This is a genomic window from Sphingobium cyanobacteriorum (assembly GCF_030580935.1).
GTDB classification, from domain to species: domain Bacteria; phylum Pseudomonadota; class Alphaproteobacteria; order Sphingomonadales; family Sphingomonadaceae; genus Sphingobium; species Sphingobium cyanobacteriorum.
In genome coordinates, this window is record NZ_JAUQOM010000004.1 from 1 (window position 1) to 19,732 (window position 19,732).

Consider the following 19,732-nt stretch of genomic DNA (forward strand, 5'->3'; position numbering starts at 1 on the left):
TACAGGTGCTCGATCGAGACCGATGTTTACGAGATTGGAGGACAAGAGCGAGCCTGGTAGATCGCCATGTTCAATCTTTGTTCTTCAACATGGCCAAAATCGCAGCTTCGGGCCGACTGGGCCAGGTAAGCTCGAGTTCGCCGCCTACGGTTTCCGACTTGCGAATGTTGTCCACCGCAGCGAGGACCGAACTGGTGAACAGCAGGACCTGAAGGTTCGTATAGTCATAGTGGAAGACCGAAAGATTGGCCGTGACGACGCCATTGAACAATGTCGATTTGATGCCGCCCTCGAGGGATGTCAAGCTTTCAGGCTTGAACGTGTCGCCACAGGCTGTGATATTTACCCCGCCGTCCTTGAAGCCGGTTTGCCATTGGGCGTAACTCAATACGCGTGGTGCAAGATCATATTCTAGACGAGCCTTGCCATTGACGCGTTCGAACGTCTGCTCGGTACGCGGAGACGGGCAGGTGAGGATTTCAGATGCTACCCCGTTTGAACTGATGGCTACCCCCGTCCTCTGGACCGAGACTTTTTCATCGTGGCTGTAGCGCCCCCCAAGATTCAGTCGCAGCCTGTCGGTCAGGCTATAGGTAAGGTCGGTAAATGCAGCATAGGAAGTCGTCTTTTCCCGCATCGAGAGGATGAGCCGCGTCAGTTTGACGCCGGGGCCGAAGCCCGCGCCGTTCAGTTCCTGGATCAGCGGATCGACAAACGAGAGGTCGGTCGCGGCATCGAGCTTCCCGCTAAAATAGTATAACCCGGCAATCCAGCTCAGGCGATCGTCGAAGGCCGAGCCGGAAAAGTTGAACTCCTGACTGAACGCATGCGACTTGTAATCGCGCGGATTGTCGACGCTGCCGGTCGTTGCGATCGCCAAAGACGTTCCGTCGGTATCATAGGCGCCGGGCCCCCAGCGGTGCTTGATATAACCTGTGAGCGAGCGGATCTTGACGGTATCGCTTGCATCGACCGATACGTCCAGGGTCGCGCCCCAAGTCTTTTTCGCGTCAAAAGGGCTGTATTCGCCAGCCGTTTCATTCGGCCGGGTAGTCGAGATCACGCTTCCCGGCGCGATCACTCCAGCGTTCTCGAGCAGGGCGACCAGATCATTCTCCCCCCTCAGCAGCGTCTGAATAGGCCCCGTGAACCTGTCCTTCTTGTAATAAGCGGACAAATCGACGCTGACATCAGTTGCGGGCGTAAGCCGTAGAGCCCCGCGAACGCCGTATCGGCGTGACCCCATCAGATTTTCGCCCGTCACAATATTACGGTAATAGCCTTCATCACGGTCGAAGTATGCAGACACCCGACCGGCGAGAACGTCGGATACAATCGGCCCAGAAAGGAAGCCATCGACATTGCGGCCCTTCCAGCTGCCAATCCCGGCAGTCACCCCGCCTTCGAATATGTTTGTCGGCTTCTTCGAAATAAAGTTTACAGCGCCGCCGGTGGCATTACGTCCGTAAAGCGTGCCTTGAGGGCCGCGCAGAACCTCAATTCGTTCGAGATCGACACTCTCAAGCCCCGGCATGGTCGGCTGAGACTGATAGATTCCGTCGATGTGCTGGGCGATATTGGCTTCGGCAACGCCCGTCAGGACCTGCATGCCGACGCCTCGGACAATAAGGCGGGGGGTTCCATTGGTATCCGAAAAGTTGAGCCCGGGAACGGTTCTGGCCACATCGGCAATGCTCGTTATGGCTCGATCCTGAAGTTTATCCGAATCGAGAGCGGTGATTGCGCCCGCGACTTTTTGTACCGATTGCGACCGGCGCTCCGCTGTCACGACGATCTCGACTCCGTCGGTCGCAGCCTCTGCTGCCGTATGACCGCAGATCATCAGGCCGAGGCAAGTCGTTCTCAAAAGTGCTCGTTTCATCGCTCTCCCTCTCTGTCGCGCCTGTGCGCTGCCGACTGGCGGACCACGCTGGCCACCCTATGATTCGTCTTGAAAGATTTTCCTAGAGACGAAAAATCTTATTTCAATAGTCGATTAATGAGTTTATGCGTTTTTCTGTTGTCGTTTTTGAACAGGGTGTTCACTGTGCTGGGGCTCGGTTTGCCGCAATCCGGCCGTAACCATGGCTCCGCCTCGCACGGAGGCGGCAGGCTCGACGGGAGAGAGAATATGGGTCAAGCGAAGAAGGTTCTTGCAGATCTGGCGATTGGGAAAAGCCGCGCGATTGACCCCGCGGACGAGGATCTCCACAGCCCAAATCGGGAAGATCTCAATTGGGCGGAAACATCCTGGTGGGCATTCGCGAACGCGGACGGCGACATCGGCGGCTGGTTTTATTTGCTCACCCGGCGCAATCTCGGCGTGGCATCGCTCGGCATTTACATATGGGACGGCACCTCGGCCAACCCGTGGGACTTTCCCTATTCCAAACACTTCCAGCATATACCGCTGGCGGCCGACTTCAGCCTGCTGAACGGGAGTTTTCCTGAGATTGGGGCCGCGCTCGGGGTACGCGAGCCTCTCCGTTCCTACTGGCTGCGCTACTCGGACACACCGCATCTCGAATTCGAACTTGATTTCGAAGCGCTTGTGATGCCGCAGCCCATCGGAGTGGGGGAGAGCACCGGCCACCTCGACCAATTGCTGTGGGCCAAGGGAGAGCTGCGCTTCGAAGGCCGGCAGGTACGGATAGACGGTCCCGCATGCCGAGACCGTACGTGGAGCACCCGACCCGAAGCCAATGCCGGGCAATATAATTCCTATGCCTGGGGCGCCACGCGCAATGGCGGCTTTCACGCGATGATGCTCGAGACGCCTGAAGGCCAGCTTCTCTTCTCGGCCGGATTTATCTGGCGCGATGGCGCGGTGGTGCCGATCGAAAAGGTTAAGCGAACGGTTGAGGCGAGAGGGCCAGACGGTCATGCGATTCGCGTCCGGATGGAGATGACCGACCGAGAAGGCCGAGTGGTAAACCTGGTCGGCTCATCGCGAAGCACAGCCGCACTCGAAGCGTTCACGGGATCGCTGTGCTGGTGCTCGGTCATGGATTGGCAAGCGGAAGATGGCCCCATTTATCGTGGAGAAGATCATGAGGGCTGGCCGCACACCTTGCTAAGGCAAGCAAGACTCACGGGAAAATTGCCCGGCTTGGGGGAGCTTTGACCTTGTCCAAAAACACTCTTCAAGGCACGGCCGGACATGCGGTCGCAGCGGCAAAAAAGCGCTTTTCTCCAATCGAGGCTTCCGCGATCCACAGGTTGCTGTCGGCCCAGCGCGGCGTGTCGGCCGTCTCGCTCTCCGATGTGGAGACACTGGCGGACGGCGCTGGCGCGAGCAATGGGATCACTTTCTTCAAGGCGCAATATGTCGAGGATGGGGTAGAGCGTTCGGGTGAGTTCGTTCTGCGTTACGAGGCAGGCGAAAAATTGTTTAAACAGAACCGATTCAGCGCCGAATTTCATACTTTGTCTGCGGTCGCCAAGAGGGGGCTGCCGGTGCCGTTTCCCGTCTGGATCGACGAGGCAGGCCAGATATTGGGCCGCTCGGGTTATATTCTCGAACGCCTTCATGGCGACGCTCCTAAAGCCGCCATTTATTCCCAAGGACCGTTGGCCAGTGTTTCTCCGGCCACTCGTCACGACATGATGCTGCAGGCTGCGGATTTTATCGCAGCGCTTGCGGTCGCTGGCCTTGATGCCGAAGATGTCCCGCATCTTGCCGCCCGAGGCGGCGACGGTCATCCGATCGACAACGATCTGAACTGGTGGATGACGGAAGTTTCCGGGGTAACCGACTCTGCGCTGGTGCTCGATGGACTGCTGGTCCGGGCCGCCACGAAGCTTTCCGACCGAAAGCCGGCCGATGCGCCGATCGTCCTCGTCCACGGCGACACGAACTTCGGCAATATGATGTATGGTGAGAACCGGTTTCGCGCGATGCTCGATTGGGAATTGAGTAGGCTCGGTCACAGCGAACTGGACCTCGCTTTCACGATCTTCTGTTCGGAGATATTCCAGATCATGGACAAGCAGGTCGAGGGCGTACCATCCGAGCAGGATTTTATCGCTCGCTTCGAAGCGCAGGCGGGCCGCAGCGTGACTCACTGGGATTATCATAAGGCCTATGTGCGCTTTACATCGGCTTGCGTATCGGTGCTGCTTGCCGATGTGATGGGCCCAACCCTCGCGCGGTCGGTGGCGGAACTGCATACCGACCTGTTGTCGAGGGCATTAGCCCGGATCTGACTTCGCGCCGGCGCCGTGGTCCTTTCCTGCCGGGATGTTGGCGATCCGGCATTCGTTGCTTATGCAGCATGGCGTGCTTGCAAGGGAGGAAATGTGTCAGCCGCTGACCTGGACCATATCGATTTGGGTATCATTGCTCTGCTGCAGGGCGACGCGAAGCGGAGCAATCGCGAAATTGCGGTCGAGCTCAAGTTATCCGAAATCACTGTAGCGGCAAGAATCCGTTCGCTTCACGAGCGCAACGTATTGCGGATCATTTTGCAACGGGACATCAGTGAATTCCAGGCACACGCCATGGTTGACATTCTGGTGGAAGGACGTAGCCCCGCCGATGTCGCGTCGGATCTCGCGTCGATCGATCAGGTCGTTGCTGTCATCCTTGCGATCGGTCAGCCCGATATCGTGCTCCACCTTTATGCCGAAAACCTCGCGGATCTGCTGGACATGATGGAGCGAGACGTCGCCACAATAGATGGTGTCACGGGGTACGAAGTCATGCCGATCGGAAATATCCTGAAACTGGACAAGCGGTTGGGTGTCCTCGACCGATGAGCACGCAGATAGATGAAACAAACGAGCAGATAATCGCGGCACTTGTCCGCGATGCGAGACAAAGTAACCGCGAGGTCGGTAAGGCGCTGGGCTTGTCCGAAGCGACGGTTCGCAAGCGCCTGTCGCGCATGATCGATGAGCGGCAGGTGAAGCTCACGGCTGTTTGCGACGCGGCCGCCATGGGCGTGAAAGTGTCGGCTATCGTGCGCCTGCGAGCACGACCAGCAGAAGTCCGCAATGTCGTCGCCTCGGTTCAGGATCTCGACAATGTCTCGTTCGTCGCGCTCTCGGCGGGGCGTTTCAATATCATGCTGATCGTCGCGTGCGAAAGCCGGGGTGCTTTGGCAAGCTTCATCCACGGCACTTTGAAGAAACGCAGCGGCATCGATGCATTGGAGGTCGTGGAATTTGTCGACGTGGTAAAGCACCGCCTTGACTTGATTCTGGTCCCCAAGGACTGATGCCGAGAATTGTCATAGCGCCGAGCCAGACTGCCACTCATCTTCCCTACCACAATGCCGCCGGTTGCATGTCAGCGCTGCGCTCATGTCACTCCCGTGTTCAGGCTCACCTCAAGCGTAACGCTCCGTTGAGGGGCGCCTTGCGGTGATCGGCTGATATTTTGACATGGCACCTGTGCAAGGGCGGGTGTTTGCACCGATACTCAGGACGGTGCGATGAGTCAGATCACGGAAATTTCGGGGCCGGAGCGGCGGCGGGTATGGACCGACCAGCAGAAGCGCGAACTGGTCGCGGCGGTTTCGGCGGCCGGTGCGAACGTGGCGGAGATTGCCCGCCGTGCCGATTCAGGGGACGCCGCAGCGACTTCTGCGAGATCATCGGGCATGATGGTGTCGGCATGTCGCTTTATGCCAAGGCTCTCCTGCGCTTGTCGAAGGGCGTCTCGATCGCAGGAAGTATATCTGGCCTTCGGCCGTCCACGGCGTGATTGCCACCTCCCCCTAGCAGATGGCCTGCATGTTGGAGGCGATCGACTGGCGTAATCCGCAGGCCACATGGCGGCCGACATTGGCCGGATAAAAACCCCGGCATGCCCAGCGAAGCTACGAATTCCGGTACTTTTTGGCTAGCGCTCCGAACGTACGCGCCATCTGCTCGACCAGCTGGAACTGACCTTTGAAGAGTGCGAGACCGCTGCCAGCGAAGATGAGCTTTTGGCTGCCCCGACAGCGGCGAAGATCAACGTCGGCCTGTTTGAGCGCAAGCGGCCCGCCCGCAAGTCCTTGCCTGAACATCTACCACGTGAGCGGGTCGTCATCGCCGCGCCCGATGCCTGCCCCTGCTGCGGTTCGGATCGGCTGTGCAAGCTGGGTGAGGATATCACTGAGACGCTCGAGGTGGTGCCCCGACAGTGGAATGTGATCCAGACCGTTCGGGCGAAGTTCTCCTGTCGCGATTGCGAGAAGATCACGCAGCCGCTGGCGCCATTCCTCGATGATGGCCGCATCTGCCTGACGAACAACGCGGCGGAACGGGCGCTTCGAGTCATAGCCCTGGGAAGAAAATCAAGGCTATTGGCTGGTTCAGATCACGGCGGCCAGCGCACCGCCTCCATGCTGAGCCTCATTGGCACGACGAAGCTCAACGACATCGATCCGCCGCCTTGGCTTGCCGATGTGCTCAGCCCCATCGCAGACATCACCCAGAACCGTACCCACCAACTGCTGCTCTGGAACTGGCGCGCCGCCGCTCTGCCGAACGCCACGCTTCAGATACCACACAAGCGTTCCCGCAGATCTCAAGAACAGGAGCCGATCCAGCTGGCCTTCTCCACTAAAAGCCAGCTGGAATCAAAGCCCCAGGCAGAGAACCGACGACCATTTAGCCGCAGTCCGATAGACTCCCGTCACTGCTCAACTCACCGCCAATGCGGTTTTTGAGTTATTTGAAGAAGAATTTCACTCGGCGGCTTCGGCCAACGACCGATCATCGCGAACTGTCTCCAGCATCCGCCCGGGCATGGCACCAGTGGCCTCGCTGTTGTGCATGATAGGCTCTCCGTTCACCACGACCCACTCGACACCCTGGGCGCGTATCACGCGACGCCAGTCGTTCTCCGGGAGATCATGGACGATGTCCATCTGCTCGCGATTATAGTCCAGCTTTTCGTAGTCATAGATGTAAAGGTCCGCCGCCTTGCCTTCGACCAACGTACCGCGATCCTCAAGACCCAGGACCTCGGCGGGACGCTGCGACAGCAGGCTGTGCAGCTCTTCGAGCGTGAACCGCTTTTCCTCGCGCTCCATCCAGGCGATCACATCGGTGGCATACACACCGCCGTCGCTGAACTTGACATGGGCGCCGCCGTCCGACGTGCCGGCCAGCACACGTGGGTGACGCAGGATCGCGTCGACCTTTGCCGGATCCTTGGTCGTCGCTTCGGTCGTGCGGAAGTCGGCATGCGCCTCGGTATCCGCAATGATATCGAACAGAATGTCGATTGGCGCAGTCCCTTCAGCCTTGGCAATCTCGGCAATGAGCTGCCCTTCATATTTCGCGAAGCGTGAACTTTTGGCGTCAACCAGCTTGTGCGATTCGATCGGGCCGCCGGAGGCATACATCACATTCGGGTCATAGGCCTTGCGCGCGCGTTGCCGGAAGGCGGGATCTTTTGCAGCGCGGGTCTTGGCTTCCGAACCGACGTGGGTGCTGAATTCGGCGAAGGGTTCGACGTTCTGCCACAGAGTATCGACCGTCAAGGCCGTGAACTCGGCCCAGGAGCGATGTACCAGCGACTGGCTATAGATGTTGAGACCGCGTTCAACGGTGCTATCCAGCCACTTGAGCACGTTGACATGATGCTCGGGGGCGGAATCGAAGCCGATCACGACGTTGTGGAGGATCGGACGACCGGAAACACGGGCCATTTCCTCCACCAGGAAACTATTGTTCACAACCGCGTTCAGCTGGGCAAGGCATTGAATCACACCCTGTCCCCGCTCGCGCAGCACCTCCGCCAGATAGACGGCATCTTCGGGAAACATCGAGTCGGTCGGCATTGGCGTGAAGTCGATATCTTTGTGGCTATTGTAGACACCAAGATGCGACATGGCGAAACCAATCGCCCCGGCGTCCATCGCCTCATTCAGAAGATCGCGCATCTGGGCGCGCTCTGCCTTGGTCGCAGCGCGTGTCTTGGCGGCTTCCAGGCCCATCACATAGATCATCAGCGAATTGAGCGGCATGTAGGATGCGAGATTGATGCCTTTGTTGAGCTTGCGCATGTGCGCCATCCACTCGGGAAAGGATTCCCAGGTCCACGGCAGGGCGCGCTGCATCGCCGCGGCCGGAACCTGTTCGGTGTTTTCCATCATCAGCATATAGCGCTCACGATCGCTTGGCCGGCACGGGGAAAAGCCGAAGCCGCAGTTGCTGACCACCACGGTCGTGTTGCCGTGCCAACTGGAACTTGTGCAGTAGGGATCCCAATGCACTGCGGCGTCATAATGGGTGTGCGGATCAATGACGCCCGGTGCTACGATTTGACCTTTGGCATCGATGACCCGTGAGGCGACCGTCTCAATCACGCTGTCAATCCGGGCGATCACGCCATCCTGGACCGCGATGTCGCCCTCAAATCGGGTCGCCCCGGTGCCATCGACGATAGTGCCGTTCTTGATGATCAAATCGTACATTGTTCTCTCTCCAAAATGCATCAGGGATGCGACCGCAGGATCGGCCGGGCGATCCTGCGGCGGTGGCCGCTCTAAGCATCATCATCCCTACCGACCACTCACGAAAACATGCATATTTTCGCTATATCAGTTCGAACATTATTGCCTATATGTAATTTGTCAACATAATAAGATCCACATATAGCATTAATGGTGTTATAAATTTATATGCACCTCGTTCATGTCAGGAGATGCGCTGTGATCGCGGATCGGGCTGGCGGCGCGTTACGATGAACCGTGGGGCGGCGAACTTTCGTCCCTGTTAGAACGCCATCTGCCGACTCGACCCGCGATGGAGGCGGCCGATATAGTCGATCCGCGCGAGGTAAGCGGTCGAACCAGCAGCAAAGATCCCAAACTCGATCCGTGCTAATAGCTTGAATAGACGCGCAGTGAGCCATCGGGCGGCCACCGGATGCCCACCTTCGGCGTTATGGAAGTCCTGGACGTGTAACGGATTTGCGCCGGTCACCTGAGCGATGGGAACTCGCAACAGGAGACCAGCGCGATGATCAAGCACACAGAAGACCTCAGGCAGGAGGCGGTGCGGATTGCACGTAAGCGTCCGGGCTATGGCGTTTTTTGAGGAGATTTGCCGGTCGGATCTCGACAAAATGGCGAACGTTGACTGCCCGCATCATTCGTTCGGAAAGCAATAATCCGGCAAATTCTTTGGATCGATGCTGGAGCACCGTTCCTCCGCGTTTAACATCACCCAATCATTCCCGAGTTGAGTGAATACCTTTCGCCGGGGCTACCACGGTCCGAACTCTGTTTCGCCGAACTGCCGAACACGGATTTGATATTTGCATGCAAAATGTCGAAAAGCGCTCTTTGCACATGAAACGCCTGCAATCTCTACCGTCGGCGTCTTTAAAGCGCCGCTAGGCTCAAACTTCCAAGGTTGAGCGAGACTCAGCCGTTCTATATCACTTATTGTCTGGGTGGGCGGGGGTTCGGGTATGTCTTGGGCAGTCCCAGCATCAGGAATAGGGCCAACGATTGGTGGCTTCATTGCCGAGGCGGTCGTTCCAGCGAAAACTGGACTTGCCAGAAATATGTAGGCTGCGAGAAGCATTCTGCAGCAATGCTGGAAAACATTGTCTGTGGTAATTCGCTTGAACAGCCGGTCAGCCTTCTGCATTCCAGTTCCATGGCAGCAACTCGTCCACCCGGTCGATGGGGTGACCCTTGCCGATACGGCCAAGCACATCGGCCAGTCATTCTTGCGGCCAACACAGATGCCGCGCAGCGCGTTCTCGGCGAGGCTGTTGTCGATCTCGAGGCTGCCGTCGTCGGTATAGGCTATCCTACTCTAGGACGTGAACCCATAAACGGCTGAGAGAGCGGTCCCAGATTGAACGGGATCGGTTACGGCCGTATCGTCAAGGGATGGGCATCTTCGATCAGCGACGAAAATGGCGGGAACTGGCTCGTTTGCTGGATAGCGCCTTGGAGATTGAGCGATCTGAACCGCGCCGGGATTGCCGGAGGCATTGGGTTGTGAGTCACGCTGCCATATCGATGTTGTCTGCGGCAGCATGATATTGTTCTTCGGCTTCGGCAGGCGGGATGTTGCCGATGGGCTCCAGCAGCCGACGATGGTTGAACCAGTCGACCCATTCGAGCGTGGCATATTCGACGGCTTCGAAGCTGCGCCATGGTCCACGCCTGTGGATCACCCCGGCCTTGTAAAGGCCATTGATCATCTCGGCCAAAGCGTTGTCGTAGCTATCGCCGACGCTGCCGACCGAGGGTTCTATCCCAGCTTGGGCGAGGCGCTCGGTGTACTTGATGGAGACCTATTGCGACCCGCGATCGCTATGATGGATGAGGCCGCCCCGATGGGCCGGCCGTCGATCGTGAAGCGCCTGTTCCAGAGCATCGAGCACGAAGCTGGCATGGGCCGTTCTGCTGGCCCGCCAACCGACAATCCGCCGAGCATAGGTATCGATAACGAAGGCAACATAGACGAACCCCGCCCAGGTCGCGACGCAGGTGAAGTCCGACACCCACAGCATGTTCGGTGCTGGTGCGTAGAACCTGCGGTTGACGTGATCGAGAGGGCATGGCGCCGCCTTGCCACTGATAGTTGTGCGCACCGGTTTGCCCCGGATCACCCCTGCCAAGCCCATCTCGCGCATCAACCGCGCGACTGTGCAGCGGGCGACCGGAAAGCCTTCCCGCATCATCTGCCGCCAGACCTTGCGCACGCCGTAGACCGCGAAGTTCTCGGCGAATAGGAACGCCCGCGCGCTTGCCGCTGTCGACCTCAGCCTTCTTCACCCACTCATGCAGCGTCGGCGGCGAGCAGCCGATCTTCTCGGCAATCGATACAACCGTTGCCCAGCGCGATGGATGATCCCGCTCGTGATCCAGCACCATCCGGATCGCTCGATCGCGCACCTCCGGCGCAAACTTGTTCGTCGTCTTGCTCATATCGGCTCCATCTACTCAAGAGTTGAAGCCGCCGACAAACCCGGCGCGGTTCATCCCATCCTTTCCCCCGCCGCCATTTTGAACCCAGTAGCGGCCTTGATCACGATCGGTGCTGGAGCGGGATCAAACGCCTCCCGGCCCGACCCCGCACCGGGCCAGGGAAGGCGTCAAAGACCCAGTGCCGTCTTTGCAAGAATGTTGCGCTGGATCTCGTTGGATCCGGCATAGATCGAGCCTGCGCGTTCATTCATGTAACGCAGTGGCGCGATCGCCTGCCAAATTTCCCCGGAGACGTAGCCATCGGCGGGCGGCTGATAGTCCACTACCGGGCCGCCAGGCCTGGTTGCGTGCGGCTGATAGACGGCGCCTTGCGGCCCGGCTGCCTCCAGCGCCAACTCGGTAACATGCTGGCTCAGTTCTGTGCCCATAATCTTTATCACGGAAGAAAATATGCCGACGCTGCCCCCGGCGGATGCTTCAGACATGATGCGGAACTCGAACATCTCCAGCACGTCGGTCCTGATCCGGGCGGTTGCCAGCTTCGCTGCGAAGATCGGATCTTGAATTAACGCCTCGCCATCGTCACCCGGCTGGCGCGCAGCCGCTTCGCCAATCTCACCAAGCCGCACCTGAAGTTCGGGCGCATAGGCCGCGCCGCCACGCTCGAACTCCAGTAGATATTTCGCAACCGTCCAGCCCTTGTCCACCTCACCCAGCACATTGCTTTTCGGCACACGCACATTGTCGAAGAAGACCTGGTTCTGGATCTTTTCCCCCGAGGTCATAACCAGCGGCCTGACTTCGATGCCAGGCGTATCCATGGGGATCAGCAGAAAGGTAATGCCCTGCTGCGGCTTTCCATCGCGTGAGGTGCGCACGAGGCAGAAAATCCAGTTGGCCTCCCCTGCGTGGGTGGTCCAGATTTTGGACCCGTTGCAGATGAAGTCGTCACCATCCTGAACCGCACTCATCTGCAAGGAAGCAAGGTCCGACCCTGAACCTGGCTCAGAATAGCCCTGGCACCAGAAATGTTCACCCGTCAGGATGCGCGGCAGGAAAAACGCCTTCTGTTCATCCGTGCCGAAGCGTGCAATGACATGGGCGACCATGTGGACGCCCATCGGCGACACCGGCGGAGCGCCCGCCGCAACGCGCTCGCGGGAAAAGATATAATGTTGTAGGGTCGACCAGTCGCAACCGCCATGTTCGACGGCCCAGCTTGGTGCGGCCCAGCCCTTTTCGTTGAGCACCGCTTGCCAAGCCATGCCGATATCATGATCGGCATATACGCTGGTCATCAGGCTGCCGCCGTCCCGGAATGCCGGTGTCAACTTCTCCGCGAAAAAGTTGCGCACCTCGTCCCGGAAGGCCAATTCCTCCTTGCTCCATTTGAGATCCATGTCAGTTCCTCAGGCCGCTTGTGAACTGCGGTTTTCCAATGTGGTCAGCATGCCTTCCAGGCGCTGGCGGATAAGCGCTTCGGCCTGCTCGATGATCCCGTCGATCAGGCCTTTGACCGTCGGGATATCGTTGATGATCCCAACGACCGAACCCGCCGTCCAGATGCCATGATCGGTATCGCCGCTGATCAAACCTTCAAGGCCCCGCGCGCCCTTGACCAGATGCGCAACATCCTCGAACGGGCGGCCTTCCCGCTCCAGCCGAACGACTTCCTGACTGATGGCATTGCGCGCCACCCGCGCGCTGTTCTTGTAGGTCCGGAAAATGATGTCAGTGGCCCGCTCGTCGGATTCCACCATTATTTTTTTGAAATTCTCGTGAATCGGCGCTTCCTGTGTGGCACAGAAGCGCGTGCCCATGTTGATGCCGTCCGCGCCCAGCGCAAGCGCGGCGACGAGCCCCCGGCCATCGGCGAAGCCGCCCGAAGCGAGCATCGGCACCTTGACCTTGTTGGCAGCGGCGGGGATCAGGATCAATCCGGGGATATCATCTTCGCCGGGATGGCCGGCGCATTCGAACCCATCGATCGAGATGGCGTCCACGCCCATTCGCTCCGCCGACAAAGCGTGCCGCACTGCGGTGCATTTGTGGATCACCTTGATCCCGTGCGCCTTGAAATCATCTACATGTTCCTGCGGCTTGTAGCCTGCGGTTTCGACGATCTTGATGCCAGCCTCGATGATCGCCTGGCGATATTCGGCATAGGGCGGCGGGTTGATCGAGGGCAGAATGGTGATGTTCACGCCGAACGGCTTGTCCGTCATCTCCCGCGTGCGCGCGATTTCCTTGGTCAGTGCTTCGGGCGTCGGCTGCGTAAGCGCGGTGAGGAAGCCCAGCGCGCCGGCGTTGGCGACAGGCGCGACCAGTTCGGCCTTGCCAACCCACATCATGCCGCCTTGGGCAATGGGGTGATCGACGCCGAACATTTCGGTGAAACGTGTCTTGATCATGTTAATGGCCCTTCCATTGCGGAGCACGCTTCTGCGCGAAAGCGAGCGGTCCTTCCTTGATATCATTCGACCGGAACAACGCACCCATGGCAGGATAGCGAGTCTGGCTCATGGATGCGCTTTGCAGATCCTCTTCCAGACCACGCAAAACCGCTTCCTTCGATGCGCGAACCGACATCGGACTGCACGCGCTGATCTCCTCGGCCCAGCGGCGCGCTGCTGCAATAAGGTCATCGGGCTCCACGACTTCGTTCACGAAGCCGAGCGATAGCCCCTCCTCCGCTGAAACACGCCGTCCTGTCAGGATCATGCCCATGGCCTGCTTGAGGCCAATCTGCCGCGGCAATCGCAACAGCCCCCCGGCGAGAGCGGCCAGCCCTACCTTCGGTTCCGGCAGCGCGAACACGGCGTTGCGCGACGCGATGATAAGATCGCAAGCCAGCGCAATCTCGAAACCGCCCCCCATCGCGACGCCATTGACCGCAGCGATCACCGGCTTCGACAAGTCCCATCGCGACGTCAGGCCAGCAAAGCCTTTGGTCGGCATGGGGGCCTGATCCCCGCGCGCCATGGCGGTGGCCGTGAATTTCAGATCGTTACCGGACGAAAAAGCACGATCGCCCGCCCCGGTCAGAATGGCGACCCACTGATCGGGGTCCGCCTGAAACTCGTCGAAAACCTCGCTCAGCTCTTCATTGGCAAAGGGATGCAGCGAGTTCATCGAATCGGGGCGATTGATCGTAACTATCGTAATCTTGCCATCGCGCTCGACCGTGCAGAATTTCTTGGGCACGGCCCTGCGATCCCGCAACGCGCCAGCCTCCCAGACCAGATTGCCGAACGCATCGATCCGGGCATATCCTTTGGCGCCGACTGGCGATTGTTCGGTGCTGGTCAGCAGCGCGAGGGAGATTTCATCGTCAGCGCGGACGCGCGCGATCAAGCGCGCGCCGTCCGGGTTGCGCGCGATCACCACCCCGTGGCGCACATGGCCTGTGGGGCCATATAGCACGGTGAACGTCTCGATCTCGGCCGGACCGGCATAATCATCGATCAGTTCAGGCACCGGACCGCGCAGCGCGTCAGCCTTGTCCTGGACCGAATACTCCTCGTCCAGAGGCGTTGTGGCAGGGAAGGACGCCAGGACAAGCGCATGATGTTTCGACACTACGCCGCCCTGCCCGTAGACGAGGCCAACCTTCCCCTCACCGCTGCGCAGCCGACGCACCATCGCGCAGACGCCGTGCGTCATGTAGTTATTCAAGGGGCCGCCAAAGAAAGTAAGGCCACCCGCAACCGTGGGCTCGACATCCTCGCGCAGCCCCAGCGTCGCCATCGCCATTTTTGGAACGACCGGGAAACAGCTATAGAGTTCCGCCAGATCGAAAACACCCGCGTCTCCGCCAGCCACTTCGACGGCGCGTTCGAGCACCGCCTGCTGCGCGGTCGAATGGTCGTAACCGTCCCGCAGAAGGTAATCGCCCGGCTCATGCGCCGCCGCGCCGCCATGAATATAGACGATCTTGTCATCGGCTATGCCCGCTGTGCGCGCCCAGGCAAGGCTGGCGACAATCACCGTGCCCGCCTGATTGACGTTGGGGTTGGCTACCATCAATTTGGGGTAAGGATGGCTCACCATCCGGTTGCTTTCCGATGGCGTGCCGATATCTTCGGCAGAAGGTGCCGTGCGGATCCAGGCATAGGGATTGTCGGCCGCGACAGCGGCGTAACGCGCCCACAAGGCGGCGGACTCTGCGGTGCCCTGCGCAGGGGTCTGGCCCTTCGCGGCCTGGAGTGCATTTTCGTAAAGCGGATAGATATGGACCGGATCGGTCGCAGCCGCTTTCTTGGCCGAGCGGCTCAATGGCAGCTTTTCAAAGTCGAGCTTTACCGTGTCCTCGCGTGACGCGAGGGGCGGCCAGTCGAGTTTGACCTTCGCCTTGCGCGCCTTGTTCAGCGCACTGACGGCCTCTCCCCCGACGACCGCCGCTACCTGGCTTTCGCCTTTGGCGATGCGCAGTGCTGCCTGATGAATGAGGCGAATGGGCGTCTCGCCGCCCATGCTGGCGTTGATGGCGCGCGCTGGCTTGATGCCCAACCTGTGACACAGAAGATTGACGGGATCGCTGTATCGCCAGCTCACCTGACCGACAAGTTCGATGGAATTGATCGACGGCAGCAAGGGGACGCCAGCATCGAGCTCTGCCGCGCGCAGCGCTTGCGCCATCAAGTCAACCGGCTCTCGCGCCTCAGCCGGATCGGCAGGCTGCTCAAGAAATTCGCCGATTGCGATGATCACCGGAATCCTATCGAGGGATTCACCCGTCATGCGTTTCTCCTATCACCTTGCTTAGCCCCGACCCGCTCGTCATCTTGGGTTAACCACGCCTCGACTGCCCCTCATAATTGTCGAGCGCTGGGCGCTTGCAGAATGACCAGGCCGTTGCATCATCAAATGTTGGTGGACGAGTACAAAAAACCCCGCACACGCGCAAGCTTAATTGGTCGATTGAAGATATTTACCCCATGCGTGAGCGCCGAGCGCATCAAAGGGCTATGGCGCGATATTCTAGGCGTACGCCGCGCTGCCTGCGGACTCCGCAAAGCGGACGGTCACACCCCGTCCGTTTCCAACATGCCCCATACGGCTTCATTTTTATACATGTCGGACATAATCTGCGCAGTCACGCTGATGACGCCGTCCAGTGATCTGCACCAATCGAGAAGCACCGCGCTCCGGCCATCGCTCGTGAGGCCGATGGCGATGATGACGACGACCGACACCATGCGACCGGCCCGCCGCACGTTGATATAGGTCGCGTCCATCCACAGGTAGGGCCTGTCGCCATCAATCGGATGACGTCTGGCGCAGTCATCATCCTTCTCCCTCATAACGATTTCATCGCCGAAAATCGGGGCCATCATACCCTTCGCTGGAGTTCCAGCCCGTTGCCAGCCGGCACAGGGAATGGCCACAGGCTGGAACTGGCCCCATAAGAAGAGGGCGACGTCACCGCCGCCCTCTTGTCATCTCGACGCGGGCCGCCCGTCAGCCGCGCGTGAAGCTCTTGCCCTCTTCGGCAAGTTTCACCAACAGCGGGGAAGCCGTGAATTCCGCGCCATATTTGGCCTCATATTCCCGCAGCTTGGCCACGATCTTTGGCAAGCCGACAGTGTCAGCCCAGAACATGGGGCCACCAGTATAGACCGGCCAGTTATAGCCCAGGATTGAAGCCATATCGATATCGGATGCTCTCAGCGCGATGCCTTCGTCAAGCAGTTTGGCGCCTTCGTTGACGACCGGATACAGCAGACGCGCAAGAATCTCCTCGTCGCTCTGCTTGCCCTTGTTCTCGATCCCCTTAGCCTTGGCAAAGTCAGCGATGATCTCGGCCGCGACAGGCGAAGGGGTCGCTTTGCGCGATTCATCATAGTCATAATAGCCGCCATTCTTCTTCTGGCCCAGCCGGTCCAGCTTGACGAGATCGCCCGCCACTGTGCGCTCAGCGCTATCGCGGCCGATCACATCCAGCCCGACCAGATCGCTCATCTGGAAGGGGCCCATCGCGAAGCCATAGTCATAGATGACTTTGTCGACTTCCTGCGGGGTCGGACCTTCCAGGATAAGGGCGTCGCCCTGAATGGCGCGCTTGGCCATGATGCGATTGGCGATAAAGCCCCAGCACACGCGGCTCAGCACCGGCACCTTGCCGATCTGGCGGGCCAGCTTCATGCCGGTCGCGATGACTTCGATGGAGGTTTTTTCGCCGCGCACGACTTCGAGCAGGCGCATGACATTGGCGGGCGAGAAGAAGTGGAGACCGATCACCCACTCGGGCCGCCCGGTGACAGCCGCAATCTCGTCAATGTCGAGGAAGCTGGTGTTCGTCGCCAGGATAGCGCCCTGCTTGGCGATCCGGTCGAGCTTGGAGAATATCTCCTTCTTGATCGCCATTTCTTCAAACACAGCCTCGATCACGAGATCGACATCGGACAGGGCCTCGATTCCGATGACCGGATTGACCAGCGCCATGCGCTTTTCGACCTGCTCGATGGTGAGCTTGCCCTTCTTGGCGCTGTTCTCGTAATTTTTGCGGATGACCGCAACGCCGCGATCCAGCGCGGCCTGGTTCATTTCCACGAGCGTTACGGGAATGCCGACATTAAGGAAGTTCATGGTGATGCCGCCACCCATCGTGCCGGCACCGATGACGCCCACGGACTTAACCGGGATCGTGGGAGTGGACGACGGCACGTCCGGGATCTTGCTGGTTTCACGCTCACCAAAGAAGGCGTAACGCTGAGCCTGGCTTTCGATCGAGGGTTCGAGTTCGAGGAACAGTTCCATTTCACGCTCGATGCCCTCGTCGAATGGCAATTCGACGGCAGCCTCTATTGCCTTGATGATATTTTCAGGCGCCTTGAAACCCCGAAACGCACGGGCGTTCTTCTTGCGGAACTCGCTGAACAACTCAGGTTTGCCGCGATAAGGCGCGACTTTGTCGTCACGGTCGCGCACGCGGACGGGCGGCTTGTCGGCGACAGTACGGGCAAATGCGATCGCGTCCTCGCGCAGCGTGCCTTCCTCGGCCAGCGCATCGATGACGCCATATTCCAGCGCCTGCTTGGCCGAAATCGGACGCCCCGAGATGATCAGGTCAAGGGCAATTTCAGGGCCGACGATGCGTGGCAGTCGTTGCGTGCCACCGGCACCCGGCAACAGGCCCAGATTGACTTCCGGCAGACCGACCTTGGCCGATGGCACTGCAATGCGATAATTGCAGATCAACGCCGTTTCCAGGCCGCCGCCAAGTGCCGTGCCGTGGATCGCAGCTACGACCGGCTTGCCGACATTCTCGATCGCTTCGAACACGTCGCCCAGATGCGGTCGCACCGGTTCGCTGCCGAATTCGCTAATATCGGCGCCGGCGAAGAACGTGCGCCCGCCACAGATCAACACAATCGCCTTGACGGCGTTATCAGCCGCAAGGCTATTGAACCCGTCATGCAGGGCCCGGCGCACATTGATCCCCAAGGCGTTGACCGGGGGGGAGTCGATGGTCAATATCCCGATGCCGTCCTCGACGGTCAAAGATGCCACGTTTGTCATATAGTCGCCCTTCTTGCGCTATTGCGCCGATGATAATTACGCTTCGCACGCGGTCCCAGTGCGAACAGCTGCGGACCGATCAGATCGATCGGCTGATGACTTCTTTCATGATCTCGCTGGTGCCGCCGAAAATGCGGGTCACGCGCGAGTCGCGCCAGAAGCGCGCGATCGGATATTCGTTCATGTAACCGGCGCCGCCGTGCAGCTGAAGCGAGGCGTCCACGATCCGCGAGAGCATTTCCGTATGCCACAGCTTCGCTGCCGACGCTTCGGCGGTGGTGAGTTCCCCGACGAGATGACGGCGCAGCGCCCAATCGACATGCGCCCAACCGACCTGGAGCTGCGCCTTGAGGTCAGCGAGCACGAAGCGGGTGTTCTGGAAATCAAATACCGTCTGACCGAAGGCCTTGCGACCTTTGGTGAATTCGACCGCTTCGTCAAACGCTCGCTGCGCCGAAGCCTGCGCCGAAATTGCGATGGACAGACGTTCCTGCGGCAGCTGGCTCATCAGATAGCCAAAGCCCCTGCCCTCTTCGCCCAGCAGATTGTCGACCGGCACGCGCATGTCCTGAAAGAACAGTTCCGAAGTGTCGGCCGAATGTTGACCGATCTTGTCGAGGTTGCGGCCGCGGCTGAAACCGGGCGTGTCGGCGTCGACCAGAATCAGCGAGATGCCCTTGGCGCCCTTGGTCGGGTCGGTCTTTGCCACCACAATGACAAGGTCTGCATTCTGGCCGTTGGTGATATAGGTCTTCGACCCGTTGATCACATAATGATCACCATCCCTGGCCGCAGTCGTGCGCACGGCCTGAAGATCCGATCCGGTCCCCGGTTCGGTCATGGCGATGGCGGTGATGCACTCACCCGCCACCATCTTGGGCAGATATTTCTGCCGCTGCTCCTCGGACCCGTAGACTTCAATATATTCGACAACGATGTCGCTTTGAAGGGTGATGCCAGCCGACGAGCCGGCATAGGCCAGCTCTTCGGCGACGACGGCGTTATACCCGAAGTCCAGTCCCAGACCGCCATATTCTGCCTTGACCGTGGGACAAAGAAGCCCAGCCTGGCCACACGCAAGCCAGAACTCCCGGCCCACAATCCCGTCTTCTTCATGTTTGTCGAGATGAGGTATCAGTTCCCGCTCGAACAGGCGGCGCACCGTGTCGCGGAACATCGTGTGGTTTTCATCATAGGCTGTCCGGCCATTGAGATCGAGCATCTTCATTCTCCTGTCTGCCACATGAGCTGGCAGCCCACGGTGCTTTGCTGTTAAGGGCACGATGTGCCTTCGATGATAATCAGGGCATCCGGACGGA

General features: G+C 59.3%; 12 protein-coding genes and 4 pseudogenes. 5 read left to right on the forward strand and 11 right to left on the reverse strand.

The genetic code is table 11. The features are described from left to right. Positions 1–70 precede the first annotated feature (70 nt). A complete protein-coding gene (locus tag Q4610_RS10370; protein WP_304535880.1) occupies positions 71–1,882 on the reverse strand; it encodes a TonB-dependent receptor in 1,812 nt (603 codons plus the stop codon). Positions 1,883–1,951: 69 nt separating this feature from the next. Here Q4610_RS10370 and Q4610_RS10375 point away from each other — a divergent pair, with 69 nt between their 5' ends. The 4 genes from Q4610_RS10375 to Q4610_RS10390 all read left to right on the forward strand — a co-directional run bounded on the left by Q4610_RS10375 (position 1,952) and on the right by Q4610_RS10390 (position 5,219). Beyond that, positions 1,952–3,124, forward strand: a complete 1,173-nt coding sequence (locus Q4610_RS10375) for a hypothetical protein (RefSeq protein ID WP_304535881.1) — start codon at positions 1,952–1,954, stop codon at positions 3,122–3,124. Positions 3,125–3,126: 2 nt separating this feature from the next. Beyond that, complete coding sequence (locus Q4610_RS10380; RefSeq protein ID WP_304535882.1) at positions 3,127–4,206, forward strand: phosphotransferase family protein; 1,080 nt, start codon at positions 3,127–3,129, stop codon at positions 4,204–4,206. 93 nt (positions 4,207–4,299) lie between these two features. Next, a complete protein-coding gene (locus tag Q4610_RS10385; RefSeq protein ID WP_304535883.1) occupies positions 4,300–4,758 on the forward strand; it encodes an Lrp/AsnC family transcriptional regulator in 459 nt (152 codons plus the stop codon). Beyond that, positions 4,755–5,219 (forward strand): Lrp/AsnC family transcriptional regulator, encoded by a 465-nt coding sequence (locus Q4610_RS10390; RefSeq protein ID WP_304535884.1) that lies wholly within the window; start codon positions 4,755–4,757, stop codon positions 5,217–5,219. Before Q4610_RS10385 ends, Q4610_RS10390 begins: the two co-directional genes overlap by 4 nt. Before the next feature lie 221 nt (positions 5,220–5,440). Here Q4610_RS10390 and Q4610_RS21735 read toward each other — a convergent pair whose 3' ends face one another. Then, positions 5,441–5,605 carry a hypothetical protein gene (locus Q4610_RS21735; RefSeq protein ID WP_336622866.1) on the reverse strand — a complete coding sequence of 55 codons (165 nt, stop codon included), beginning with the start codon at positions 5,603–5,605 and terminating at the stop codon, positions 5,441–5,443. Positions 5,606–5,849: 244 nt separating this feature from the next. On the opposite strand from Q4610_RS21735, the pseudogene Q4610_RS21880 reads away from it, so the two are divergent. Next, a pseudogene (locus tag Q4610_RS21880) lies at positions 5,850–6,659 on the forward strand (transposase domain-containing protein); the annotation flags it as partial. Positions 6,660–6,677: 18 nt separating this feature from the next. On the opposite strand, the gene Q4610_RS10405 reads toward Q4610_RS21880, so the two are convergent. The 9 genes and pseudogenes from Q4610_RS10405 to Q4610_RS10445 all read right to left on the reverse strand — a co-directional run bounded on the left by Q4610_RS10405 (position 6,678) and on the right by Q4610_RS10445 (position 19,635). Beyond that, entirely contained in the window at positions 6,678–8,414 is a 1,737-nt protein-coding gene (locus Q4610_RS10405; protein WP_304535886.1) for an N-acyl-D-amino-acid deacylase family protein, read from the reverse strand. 1,169 nt (positions 8,415–9,583) lie between these two features. Next, positions 9,584–9,673, reverse strand: a pseudogene (locus Q4610_RS21815) (transposase domain-containing protein); the annotation flags it as partial. Positions 9,674–9,961: 288 nt separating this feature from the next. Beyond that, positions 9,962–10,892: pseudogene (locus tag Q4610_RS10415) on the reverse strand (IS3 family transposase). A 167-nt stretch (positions 10,893–11,059) separates the two neighbouring features. Further along, complete coding sequence (locus Q4610_RS10420) at positions 11,060–12,292, reverse strand: acyl-CoA dehydrogenase family protein (RefSeq protein ID WP_304535887.1); 1,233 nt, start codon at positions 12,290–12,292, stop codon at positions 11,060–11,062. A 9-nt stretch (positions 12,293–12,301) separates the two neighbouring features. Next, positions 12,302–13,303, reverse strand: coding sequence for an NAD(P)H-dependent flavin oxidoreductase (locus Q4610_RS10425; protein WP_304535888.1), 1,002 nt, complete (start codon positions 13,301–13,303; stop codon positions 12,302–12,304). A gap of 1 nt (position 13,304) precedes the next feature. Continuing rightward, complete coding sequence (locus Q4610_RS10430; protein WP_304535889.1) at positions 13,305–15,632, reverse strand: enoyl-CoA hydratase-related protein; 2,328 nt, start codon at positions 15,630–15,632, stop codon at positions 13,305–13,307. 395 nt (positions 15,633–16,027) lie between these two features. Further along, positions 16,028–16,159 (reverse strand): annotated as a pseudogene (locus Q4610_RS10435) (transposase); the annotation flags it as partial. 193 nt (positions 16,160–16,352) lie between these two features. Beyond that, positions 16,353–18,413 carry a 3-hydroxyacyl-CoA dehydrogenase NAD-binding domain-containing protein gene (locus Q4610_RS10440; RefSeq protein ID WP_304535890.1) on the reverse strand — a complete coding sequence of 687 codons (2,061 nt, stop codon included), beginning with the start codon at positions 18,411–18,413 and terminating at the stop codon, positions 16,353–16,355. A 79-nt stretch (positions 18,414–18,492) separates the two neighbouring features. Next, a complete protein-coding gene (locus Q4610_RS10445) occupies positions 18,493–19,635 on the reverse strand; it encodes an acyl-CoA dehydrogenase family protein (RefSeq protein ID WP_304536065.1) in 1,143 nt (380 codons plus the stop codon). Positions 19,636–19,732: the final 97 nt, after the last annotated feature.

Coding starts and splice junctions, on each gene's coding strand:
- Q4610_RS10370 (WP_304535880.1), bottom strand. CDS start 1,882: ATGAAACGAGCACTTTTGAGAACGACTTGCCTCGGCCTGATGATCTGC.
- Q4610_RS10420 (WP_304535887.1), bottom strand. CDS start 12,292: ATGGATCTCAAATGGAGCAAGGAGGAATTGGCCTTCCGGGACGAGGTG.
- Q4610_RS21735 (WP_336622866.1), bottom strand. CDS start 5,605: ATGCCCGATGATCTCGCAGAAGTCGCTGCGGCGTCCCCTGAATCGGCA.
- Q4610_RS10430 (WP_304535889.1), bottom strand. CDS start 15,632: ATGACGGGTGAATCCCTCGATAGGATTCCGGTGATCATCGCAATCGGC.
- Q4610_RS10405 (WP_304535886.1), bottom strand. CDS start 8,414: ATGTACGATTTGATCATCAAGAACGGCACTATCGTCGATGGCACCGGG.
- Q4610_RS10440 (WP_304535890.1), bottom strand. CDS start 18,413: ATGACAAACGTGGCATCTTTGACCGTCGAGGACGGCATCGGGATATTG.
- Q4610_RS10425 (WP_304535888.1), bottom strand. CDS start 13,303: ATGATCAAGACACGTTTCACCGAAATGTTCGGCGTCGATCACCCCATT.
- Q4610_RS10445 (WP_304536065.1), bottom strand. CDS start 19,635: ATGCTCGATCTCAATGGCCGGACAGCCTATGATGAAAACCACACGATG.
- Q4610_RS10390 (WP_304535884.1), top strand. CDS start 4,755: ATGAGCACGCAGATAGATGAAACAAACGAGCAGATAATCGCGGCACTT.